This is a genomic window from Fibrobacter sp. UBA4309 (assembly GCF_002395745.1).
Classification (GTDB): domain Bacteria; phylum Fibrobacterota; class Fibrobacteria; order Fibrobacterales; family Fibrobacteraceae; genus Fibrobacter.
Genome location: NZ_DGUN01000007.1, coordinates 1 through 9,149, shown reverse-complemented (window position 1 = coordinate 9,149; position 9,149 = coordinate 1). Strand labels below are relative to the sequence as shown.

Below are 9,149 nucleotides of genomic sequence, written 5' to 3'. Positions count from 1 at the left end.
CAGCCGCCGCCGTTTCTGGAAGTCCGAAAACGATGGCGACAAGAACGCCGCCTACGCCACCATGTACAAGGTGCTCGTGGACTTCTCCAAGATTCTCGCCCCGTTCCTCCCGCTCCTCGCCGAAGAAATCTACCAGATTCTCGTTCGCGAAGTGGATGCCAATGCTCCGGTGAGCGTGCACCTCTGCGAATTCCCGAGCGCCGACAAGTCCCTCATGGACGAAAAGCTCGTGGAACGCATCGCCATGGTGCGTGGCATGGTTGAAATGGGCCGCGTGATTCGCGCTACGAACAACGTAAAGAACCGTATGCCGATTGCCAGCATGACGGTGGTTGCTCACGGCACCGAAGAAAAGAACGTCGCCGAGACCATGAAGGACTTGATTCTTGAAGAACTCAACGTTCGTGAAATGAAGTTCTTGGAAGATGAGACGAAACTCGTGAAGCTCTCCGCCAAGCCGAACTTCCTTGCCATCAAGGCGAAGGGCCCGGATTACGCGAAGAACATGAAGGTGATTTCTGCTAAGCTGAATTCGTTGTCTGTCGACGAAATCAAGGCTCTGCAGAATGGCGAAACCATCAAGTTTGACTTCGGTGAAGTCGGTGCTGACTGCTTGATGCTCAACCGCATCGTGGCCGATGGCATGGCCGTGGAAGCCAACCAGCACTTCACCGTGGCTCTGGACTTGAAGATTACGGACGAACTCCGCCGCGCTTGCGTGGCCCGCGAACTCGTGAACCGCATCCAGAACCGCCGTAAGGACCAGAACTACGCCATCACCGACAAGATCGAAGTGACGCTGTTCTCTGCAAGCGACGTATTCAAGCAAGCAGTCGCGGAGAACGAGGCTTACATCGCCGGAGAGACTCAGGCTGTCGCCATCAAGTGGGCTGCCGCTGCCGATGGCTTGGAAGCTAACGACGCCGACGGCGAAGCATTCAGCTTCACGACGGTAAAGGCTTAAACATTACAACGTCATGGCGGGCAGCGACCCGCCATCTCGCAACGAAAAGGACCGCAGCACTTCGCTACGGCCTTTTTTATTCCGCGAATCCTGGAGGGGGCAGGTGCATGCCCGCCATCAGGAGCTTGTTGTCGCGGGCGTATTGCATAATGCGCTTACGGCTCTCGGCGGATTTCGGCTTGTCCATGTCGTAGTTGGAATTGATTTCGGGGTGGTCCTTCTGCAGGGCGTAACCGTGCATCAAATCACCGACGATAAGCAGGTTTGCAAACTGGAATGCGGTGTGGCCAGGCGTATGTCCGACGGCGTCCATCGCGAACACTCCGTGGGGGAGCGTGTCACCGAATGCAAATAAATGAAGGCTGTCCTTGTAGAGCGCCATGATGTTCTTCTGCAAGTCGTTTTTCGGGATGTCGTTCATCCAGGCGTCGTATTCCACCTTGCCCGCATAGACGGCGGCGTTCTTGAAAACCTTCGTGTCGTTGCCGGCATCATCCTTTGCCACAAGGCCCGAGATGTGGTCCACATGGAAATGCGTGAGATAGACAAGCCCGATGCTGTCGGGGTTCACGTCGAGCGCGGCAAGGCGGCTCATGAGCTGCCCGCCGAATGCCCCGAGGCCTGCATCGAACAAGATGTACTTGCCGTCCACCTTCACGAGGAACGTGCTCACGCTGGCCGGGATGCCGTCGGGCATGTTCAGACTGTTGTAGAGCGAGTCGCTCGCGTCGCTGAAGAGGCTCCGCGGGTTCAACTTTTCGCCGTCGTTGTCCTGAATCCAGGTGACCGTCGCACCGTTTGAAAGCGTAATCGTCTTGGTGCCTGCGACCTGTGCGGCGGTTTCATCGCCCGCAGTTTCTGCGGTGGCGGTTTCCTTGGCGGTCTTGGTGTCGCTGCAGGCGGCGACAAGCATCGAAAGCGAGATGGTTCCGAGGATAGCGAAAATTTTGTTCATGGCGACTCCTTGACACTGTAATAATAAGAAAAAAAGTCTCTCGTTCGCAAGAGATGTATCTATCTTTTACACCATGAGCGAAGAACTTGTACAGTGTGTCCGCACCGCCGGTTTTGAAATGGAATACGCGAAGTTCGGGAATGGCCCGAGACCGCTCGTGGTTATTCCGGGGCTTGCCATCAAGAGCGTGATGAAGTCCGCGGCATCTTTGCAGGTGCCCTACAAGATGTTCACCGAGGGCTTTACGCTCTACTTCTTTGACCGGCGCAAGGATGTGGACCCGGGTTACTCCCTCGAGGAGATGGCTCGCGACCAGGTGCTTGCCATGCAGGCGCTCGGCCTCAAGGACGTGGCGCTCTACGGCGTTTCGCAGGGTGGCATGGTGGCCCAGCATATCGCGGCGACGCACCCGGAACTCGTGTGGAAGCTCGTGCTCGGCTGTTCGACTTCCAAGCCGGAGCCGCAACAGCTTGAAGTCATCGGGAACTGGGCGCGCCTTGCTCGAGCTCACGACCGCGAGGGGCTCGTCGAAGCGTTCATCCGCGACTGCTTCTCGGTGAAGTTCGCCGAACGCTACAGCCGCGCACTCCGTGCTATGTACAAGGACGTTTCCGAAGCCGACATGGACCGTTTCGCCATATTCGCCCGCGAATGCGACAACGTGGATACCGGCGACATGCTTGCCAACATCAAGTGCCCGGTGCTCGTGCTTGCCGCAAGCGAAGACCGCGTCGTTCTGCCTGTCGCCTCCGACAAGATTGTGGCGCACCTGAAAGCTGCAGGAGTTCCCTATGAGTTCCAGATGTTCGAAGGTGCCGGTCACGCCATCTTTGATGAATCGAAGGAATACAAGGAACGGATTTACGCATTTTTGTGTAAATAACGCCCTGGGTATGGGCAATTCCTTCCGGAATCTTTCGAAAAAAGAAAGAATTTTGTAACTTTTCCGAAAAAATATTCAGGAAGGACGAAAAAAATGAAGAAATATCTCAGCTTGGCTTTCTTGGTGGCGGGGATGTCCCTGCTTGCCGCTTGCGGCGACGACGACAGCAGTTCCGCCGAAGAAACAAAAACGTCTTCTGGCCCGGCCACGGTCGAATCGTTCGACGACCTGGTGCACTGCACCAAGAGCCACTACGGCGAAATCGTGTTCGTGGAAGAGGAAAGCGCCTACTTCGAATGCACCAGCGAGGATTGGGTCGAGGTGGATTCCGCCAAGGTCGACAGCCTGCTTGCAACAAGCTCCAGCAGCGGCGATGAGGACAAGCCCAAGTCCTCCAGCAGCGTGAAGGCGGACAGCTCCGAAGTGGCGAAGGTCGAAACCAAGAAGGTCGATTCCGTGACCGTATCGGGCCTCGCACAGAAGGGCCCCTACGCAAGCGGCTCCGCAGTGACCGTGTATGGCCTAGACAGCGCACTCGAAGTGACCAAGACCAAGTTCACCGGGAAGGTTTCGGGCGATAGCGGTGCGTTCAAGGTAGAGAAAATCGTGCTCCCGAGCCAGTTCGCCCTGGTGCAGGTCTCCGGGTTCTACGCGAACGAAATCTCGGGCAAGAACACGAGCGGCACCAAAACGACCCTCAACGCCATCGTGGACCTCTCCGCCGGCAAGACCGTGAAGGCCAACGTGAACCTGTTCACGGAGCTCGAGTACGCCCGTGTCAAGCATTTGGTGACGGCCGAAAAGTTCAACGTGCCGGCCGCCAAGAAGCGCGCGACCAAGGAACTTTTGGCCGTGTTCGGCGGCAAGGGCGACGACGACCTGACCGCGACCTCGCTCTCCCTTGCCGACACGGGTGCTGCCGGGACAGCGATGCTCGCGGCCTCCATCCTCTTGCAGGGCGATCTTTCGGCCAGCAAGTTCGGACTCCGTCTAGGGGACGTTGGCGACCTGTTCGCCTCGACCGGTTCCCTGGACAGCGATACGCTCCGTGCCGCCCTCGCCGACTGGGCGAGCAAGGCTGACAGCACCGACAACTTCAAGTCCATCCGCACGAACGTCAAGAACATGAAACTCGTGGCGACCGTTCCGGATTTCGAGAGCATCCTCTATACTTTCTGGACGGGCGTATACAAGCTCGGCGTCTGCACCGACAGCCTCGAGGAAACCATCAAGAAGAACGAGAACAAGCATAGCGACAACTACGGCGTGGGCTACGCCTGTACGAGCAAGCGCTGGCACAAGAGCTCCGCCCTGGATACCGACCTCGGCCTCTGCACCGCAAAGAAGGAAGGCTCCTTCGAGGAACGCAAGCTGGAGAAGAAGGACTCCGAGTACTACGTGTGCCGCAGCGGCACGTGGAACAAGATTACCGAGACGCAGTACGAACTCAAGGAATGTACCGAAGACCGCAACAACGAGTATGTCAAGGCAAAATCTGGCGACTACTTTGTCTGTAGCGGCAAGCAGTGGCTCGAAATCGACGCCCTGACCTATGAACTCAAACTCTGTACCGAGAAACGGAACAATAAGGTTGAAAAAACGAAAGATGGGGATTACTACAAGTGCGTTTCCGGTGAATGGGAAATGTCCGACAAGCTCTCCTACGAACTGCAGGATGCCGGAGCTTGTTCTGACAATAACAATCTAGATACATACGAAACAGAATCGTTCGGTATCTATGTATGCGATGATAAATCATGGCGAAAGGCTACAGAATTGGAAACAAAAATAGGTATATGTGGTAATGCCGATAATTCAACGGGTGCCTTTAAAAAGGATGGAGATGAGTATTATGTGTGTCATGAAAATTCCTGGGAGGAAACAGATTTCGCCTCTTATTCGCTGGAGAAAATTTGTTCAGAATTAAATAGAAATACATTTGAAAGAACTTCTGATAAGTATTATCAGTGTGCTGAAACTGGATGGCAGCAGGTTTCGGAGCTTGACTACATGTTGAAAAAAAACTGCAATGAGTCTATCGAAAACACGTTCTTCCAGAATTCAGGTGAGTATTACGTATGCGGAGACAATCAATGGACAAGAATTACTGAGATTGAATACACATTGAAAGCGCTTTGCAATGATAGTACAATGAATGACAGAAGGAAAAAATCTGCGTCCGAATTCTACGAGTGTCAGGAAAGTGGATGGACGCCAATAGTCGCATTTGAAGATTCCCGTGATGGTCAGATTTATAAAATGACAACTATTGGCAAGCAAACTTGGATGGCAGAAAATTTGAACTTTAACTATGAATATAAAACGGCAGGTAGGGAAGCTTCAAGTTTCTGTTCTGTTTTGGATTCTTGTGGTAAATATGGGAGGCGCTATCTCTGGAGCGCAGCCATGGATTCTGCGGGTGTTTTGCCTGGTAATACGCCGAATGGTTGTGGGAATGTTCTTGGTGAATGTTCTGCATCAGGTAAGGTGCGTGGTGTTTGTCCCGCTGGCTGGCATTTGCCGTCCGTAGAGGAATTTGAGACACTTGTAGTGACTGTTGATGCGTCAATTTCGTCTTATGATTACCCTAATAACAAAGCTGGCAGGTTACTCAAGGCCACAACGGGATGGCCGTCTTGTGGTGGTGACAACGGCAACGGAGTTGATACATATGGTTTTTCAGTTTATCCTGTGAAATATAATGAGTCCGATGCTATCGCTGATTGGGCGGTTTTTTTGAGCTCTGAGAAATCTGATGATAATAGAAATAAAAGATCAAGACCATACGGTTTTTCTTTGAAGTGTTCTGATGATTATGCCTGGGTCAGTCAAGAATTCGCTTTTAAGGCTCATAACGTTCGTTGCGTTCGTGACTAGCGTTGACAGAATTTTCCGGAGGATTATGAAATTGTCCAAGAAACTTTGTCTTGCCGCTAGCCTGGCTGGCGCGCTCATCCTTGCCGCCTGTGGCGACGATTCCAGCAGTTCCAGCGAAGAACCGAGCAAGTCTTCGGGATTGGCGACCGTCGAAACATTTGAAGACCTGGTGCACTGCACCAAGAGCCACTACGGCGAAATCGTGTTCGTGGAAGAGGAAGACGCCTACTTCGAATGCACCAGCGAGGACTGGGCCGAGGTGGATTCCGCCACGGTCGACAGCCTGCTCGCGACAAGTTCCAGCAGTGCGGACGCCGATACGGTGAAGTCCTCCAGCTCCGTGAAGGCGGACAGCTCCGAGATTGCGGAGGTCGAAACCAAGAAGGTCGATTCCGTGACAGTTTCGGGTTTCGCGCAGAAGGGCCCGTATGCCAGCGGCTCCGTCGTGACGGTGTACGGCCTCGACAGCCTCCTCGAAAAGACTAAAACCAAGTTCAGCGGCAAGGTCTCGGGTGACTCCGGCGCTTACAGCGTGTCCAAGATTGTTCTCCCGAGCCAATTCGCGCTTGTGGAAGTGAACGGCTTCTATACGAGTGAAAATACGGGCAAAAAGACGAGCGGCTCGAAGACGACGCTCAACGCCGTCGTGGATCTCTCTGCGGGCAAGAACGTGAAGGCCAACGTGAACCTCTTTACGGAGCTCGAGTACGCCCGTGTCAAGCATTTGGTGACGGCCGAAAAGTTCAACGTGCCGGCCGCCAAGAAGCGCGCGACGAAGGAACTTTTGGCCGTGTTCGGTGCCAAGGCCGGCGACGATCTCACGGCGACTTCGCTCTCCCTTGCCGACACGGGCACCGCCGGGAAGGCCCTGCTCGCGGCCTCCATCCTCTTGCAGGGCGACCTTTCGGCCAGCAAGTTCGGGCTCCGCCTAGGGGACGTTGGCGACCTGTTCGCCTCGACCGGTTCCCTGGACAGCGATACGCTCCGTGCCGCCCTCGCCGACTGGGCGAGCAAGGCTGACAGCACCGACAACTTCAAGTCCATCCGCGCGAATGTCAAGAACATGAAACTCGTCGCGACCGTTCCGGATTTCGAAAGCATCCTCTACACTTTCTGGACGGGCGTATACAAGCTCGGTGCCTGCACCGACAGCCTCGAGGAAACCATCAAGAAGAACGAGAATAAGCATAGCGACAACTACGGCGTGGGCTACGCCTGTACGAGCAAGCGCTGGCACAAGGCGACCGCCCTCGACACGGAGCTCGGCCTCTGCACCGCTAAGAAAGAAGGCGAGTACAAGGAATACAAGGGCGGCAAGGAAACTGAATACTACGTATGCCGCACCGGGACATGGCAAAAGATTTCTGCGACGCAGTTCGAACTCAAGGAATGTTCCGAAAAGCGCGAGAATGAATACGTCAAGGCCAAGTCCGGCGAGTATTTCGTCTGTAGCGGCAAACAGTGGATCGAACTGGACTCCATCACCTACGAACTCAAGCTTTGCACCGAAGACCGCAACAATGAACTTGCCAAGACCGAAAAGTCCGGGAGCTACGTTTGTGAATGGTCCGATGGAGAAGGCGCATGGCGCAAGGCGACAGATGTGGAAGCGGAACTTGGCGTGTGCGGCGGCAAGGAAGTGAAATCCGACAGCGTCTACAAAGTTTCTGAAAATTCTTTTTATGTCTGTGAGAATGCCGAATGGCGAGAAGCGACACGACAGGAAATTAATACATATAAGCTGGGGGTTTGCTCTTCGAAAAATCAAGATACAATCATTTGGACAGGCGAATTTTACAAAGGCGTTGGTCTGGGCAATATTCCAAATCTTGAAGAGTCCTCCGGCGGGGAGTTCTATCGTTGCAACAATAACGAGTGGGAAGAGTCTGATCAGATCCACTTTGTTTATGGGGCTACCTGCGAAGGGACTCCGGCGAAAGAAGCCAATCCCACATGGTCGACCGACGACGGCTTTTTCGATACGTCAAAAGACATTTTCATTAAAGTACGTTTCTTTGGAAATAAGGCTGAATTATCCGAAGAAGAATTGGCGCATTACAATAAGTTGTTCTCCATCGGAGACGATGTTTATTCCTATGTGATTTGCAAGGAAAATGAATGGACTAAAGTGACGTATACTGATTTTTCCATGAGAAAGATATGTACGGAATCTTCAATAGGATATAAGGGGCTGGCAAGGGGAAATGGCTCCGACTACCTTACCGATGCGACGGGAACAAAGGTGTCTAAGGCTTTTGCTTGTACGGAACAGGGATGGAAAGAAGCCCTTGCTGATAGCCGCGACTCGTCTGTTTACCGTATTGTGACGATTGGGACGCAAACGTGGATGGCGGAGAACTTGAACTACGACTATAAGCGAAATGACATGAAAACACTCTGTCCCGGCGATTCCCTTAACGGTTGTAAAAAATATGGAAGGCTTTACTTGTGGTCTGCCGCTTTTGATAGTCTGGCCTTGTTCTCCAATTCAAGTGCTGGATGTGGAACTGATTTTCGGTCTTGCAAATGCGAAATCGATGGCGACAGGGCGAGGGGAGTTTGTCCGGATGGTTGGCACCTGCCCGATACGCTCGAGGCAAGGGAATTGTTTAAAAATGCAGGTGCAAATGATGAAGGTATAAACTTTAATGAAGTTGACTATGCCATGCTTGTTGGGAAAAGGCTACGGGCCAAAACGGACTGGACGGTGGCAGAGGCCGGGACGGATGATTTCGGTTTTTCATTACTCCCGGCTGGTGTCTATGTGGGGGGGAAGCATTTCCCGACACAAACGGCGTTTGTAACTTGGCGGCATTATAATGATGGAATCAAGGTGTACTTTATGGAATTTTTGTTCTTCCCACAAGATAGTGGAATTTATGGCTATTACGCTTACGAGAATAATTTTCAATATCATTCTGATAATCCTACCGAGTATTTGTCAGTCCGTTGTATAAAGGACGAGTAGCCCGTTCAGGCTCTTTTTGCCCGTTTTGGAACATCATTTTATTAAAAAGGTAACCTCGTCCGGAGTGCCTTTTTTCTATTTTTGGTGCCACTATGGCAAAAATTCTCTTTAAAAAACAGTTATCTCCTGCGGTATTCCAATTCCGCGTCGAGGCCCCGCTGATCGCCCAAGAGCGTAAGGCCGGCCAGTTCATCATCCTCCAGACGAACAAGGACAACGGCGAACGCGTGCCCCTCACCATCGCCGATGCCGACACGACTGAAGGCTCCATCACCCTGATTTTCCAGACCGTCGGTAAGACCACCACCGAACTCTCCAAGTTCGAAGTCGGTGACGATATCCCGGTGCTCGTGGGCCCGCTCGGTTCCCCGACCCACATCGAGAATTTTGGCCACGTGGTTTGCGTGTGCGGTGGCGTGGGCATTGCCCCGATGCACCCCATCGTTCAGGCCATGAAGAAGGCCGGCAATAAGGTCACTATCATCATGGGTGCCCGTAACGA

5 protein-coding genes and 1 pseudogene are annotated in these 9,149 nt (G+C 53.1%); 5 read left to right on the top strand and 1 reads right to left on the bottom strand.

The features are described from left to right. Nucleotides 1-964 (top strand): DUF5915 domain-containing protein (locus B3M32_RS00770; RefSeq protein WP_290742420.1); only part of this gene is annotated, 964 nt, incomplete at its 5' end. Between the two features lie 76 nt (nt 965-1,040). On the opposite strand, the gene B3M32_RS00765 is transcribed toward B3M32_RS00770, so the two are convergent. Then, nucleotides 1,041-1,919, bottom strand: coding sequence for an MBL fold metallo-hydrolase (locus tag B3M32_RS00765; RefSeq protein ID WP_290742417.1), 879 nt, complete (start codon nt 1,917-1,919; stop codon nt 1,041-1,043). A gap of 73 nt (nt 1,920-1,992) precedes the next feature. Here B3M32_RS00765 and B3M32_RS00760 point away from each other — a divergent pair, with 73 nt between their 5' ends. The 4 genes and pseudogenes from B3M32_RS00760 to B3M32_RS00745 form a co-directional block, all read left to right on the top strand. Then, a complete protein-coding gene (locus tag B3M32_RS00760) occupies nt 1,993-2,802 on the top strand; it encodes an alpha/beta fold hydrolase (protein ID WP_290742414.1) in 810 nt (269 codons plus the stop codon). Between the two features lie 93 nt (nt 2,803-2,895). Further along, complete coding sequence (locus B3M32_RS00755) at nt 2,896-5,679, top strand: FISUMP domain-containing protein (RefSeq protein WP_290742411.1); 2,784 nt, start codon at nt 2,896-2,898, stop codon at nt 5,677-5,679. Between the two features lie 25 nt (nt 5,680-5,704). Next, entirely contained in the window at nt 5,705-8,647 is a 2,943-nt protein-coding gene (locus B3M32_RS00750; protein ID WP_290742408.1) for an FISUMP domain-containing protein, read from the top strand. A 92-nt stretch (nt 8,648-8,739) separates the two neighbouring features. Further along, nucleotides 8,740-9,149, top strand: a pseudogene (locus B3M32_RS00745) (sulfide/dihydroorotate dehydrogenase-like FAD/NAD-binding protein); the annotation flags it as partial.

What these genes read in the sequence shown, in the direction of transcription:
- B3M32_RS00760 (WP_290742414.1), top strand. Translation starts at nt 1,993, where the DNA reads ATGAGCGAAGAACTTGTACAGTGTGTCCGCACCGCCGGTTTTGAAATG.
- B3M32_RS00750 (WP_290742408.1), top strand. Translation starts at nt 5,705, where the DNA reads ATGAAATTGTCCAAGAAACTTTGTCTTGCCGCTAGCCTGGCTGGCGCG.
- B3M32_RS00755 (WP_290742411.1), top strand. Translation starts at nt 2,896, where the DNA reads ATGAAGAAATATCTCAGCTTGGCTTTCTTGGTGGCGGGGATGTCCCTG.
- B3M32_RS00765 (WP_290742417.1), bottom strand. Translation starts at nt 1,919, where the DNA reads ATGAACAAAATTTTCGCTATCCTCGGAACCATCTCGCTTTCGATGCTT.